General features: G+C 42.8%; 2 protein-coding genes. Both read right to left on the bottom strand.

Annotation, left to right across the window (positions count from 1 at the left end):
* On the bottom strand, positions 1–1,082 hold a 1,082-nt coding region (locus tag MUP17_04430), incomplete at its 3' end, for a sigma-54 dependent transcriptional regulator (protein ID MCJ7458219.1).
* 26 nt (positions 1,083–1,108) lie between these two features.
* On the bottom strand, positions 1,109–1,699 hold a 591-nt coding region (locus MUP17_04425; protein ID MCJ7458218.1), incomplete at its 5' end, for an ATP-binding protein.

Genomic DNA, 1,699 nt, shown 5'->3' with positions numbered 1-1,699 from the left:
GGCCAGGCATAATCCTTAAGTTTGATAATGCTTTTCTGACTAAAAGATAGACCAAGCTTATTAAATTCTTTAGAACAGGCATTCAGGAAAGCATTAGCCAGAATTATTACGTCTTCCTCTCTTTCTTTTAAAGGCGGAAGAATTATGGTTATTACGCTCAACCGATAATAAAGGTCTTCCCTGAATTTTTTTAATTGGACCTCTTTTTCCAGAGGTTTATTAGTAGCCGCGACAATCCTCAAGTCAAGATGGATCGGGTCTTTACCCCCGACCCTCTCGATCTGGTGGTCCTGGAGAAACCTTAAGAGCTTTACCTGTAAAGATAAGGGAAGCTCACCGATTTCGTCTAAGAAGATTGTCCCCTCATTTGCATACTCGAACTTACCCTTTTTCTGAATATAAGCATCGGTGAAAGCTCCTTTTTCGTGTCCGAAAAGCTCGGATTCCAAAAGTGTCTCCGGTATTGCCCCGCAGTTGATGGTGACAAAAGGCTTATCCTTTCTCAAGCTTTTACGATGGATAGCTTTTGCTACCATCTCCTTTCCGGTTCCGCTTTCACCAGTGATGAGCACTGTCACGTCCGGTGTGGCGATTTTCTTTATGGTTTTGAAGACCTCAACCATTTTAGGACTGGTGCCGATAATATCTTCAAACTTTTTCTCCTCCAACTCCTCCATCAGCTCCCGGTTCTCACGCTCCAGTCTCCGGACATGTAGATTCCTTTTAATGATAACCTTTAGCTCATCTAAGTTTATGGGCTTGGTATAAAAGTCGCTGGCACCCGAGCTTATAGCTCTTAAGGCGTTTATCTGCTCTCCGTGCCCGGTGATAACTATCACCTTTAAAAGAGGGTCAATCTGGAGAAGGTCTTCAAGTATATCCAGCCCGTCTTTTTCATGTTCATAGATGGATAAAGCCACATCTAAGGTCACCAGATCCGGCTTTTCTTTTCTGGCAAGTGCTAAAGCCTCTTCCGCGTTTGAGGCTAAAAGGGTTTCATACTCATCCCTTAAAGCCCAGGAAAGTTGTGTCCTTATTCCTTCCTCATCATCCACGATCAATATCTTCTCTTTCTCCATCATTTTTATTTAACCTCATTCAAAAACTTTTATAAAGGAAGTTCCAGGGTGAAGATAGTTCCCTTCCCCTCTTCGCTTTCTACCGAGATCCTGCCTTTATGCATTTCCATAATTTCCCTACATTGAATAAGCCCTATGCCCAACCCCTTTTTCTTAGTGGTCTGAAAAGGCTTGAAAAGAGAATTCCTGATGAAATCTTTCGACATCCCGGAGCCGGTATCAGAAACCTTCGACCTGATTAAACTTTTTTCTTTGTTCAGCTCAGTAGTTATCGACAGGGTTCCTCCCTCTGGCATGGCTTCCAAAGCGTTGAGGATGAGGTTCTGAAAGACCTTCTCTACCTGAGTCTGGTCACATCTTGCCAGGGGCAAGCTCCCAAAATCCAATCTGGTTTTAATGCGGGTGAAATTAGAGATTTTCATCTTATCCAGAATGTTTTGCACAACTTTATTCAGATCACAATTTTTCAAATCTAATTTTATTCCAGCTGAGGGTGTGGAGAGCTTGCTTATCAGATTTTTCATCCTCTCCACAGTGTCCGATATGGTGACCAGAACGCTTTTCTGGAAATCAGGATCCTTTAGCCTTTCTTCAGCATTTTGCAGGAGCAAGGAGAGCAT

The sequence above is a fragment of the Candidatus Zixiibacteriota bacterium genome, from assembly GCA_022865345.1.
In the GTDB taxonomy this organism is placed as follows: domain Bacteria; phylum Zixibacteria; class MSB-5A5; order MSB-5A5; family RBG-16-43-9; genus RBG-16-43-9.
This window is presented reverse-complemented; position numbering and strand designations above follow the sequence as displayed.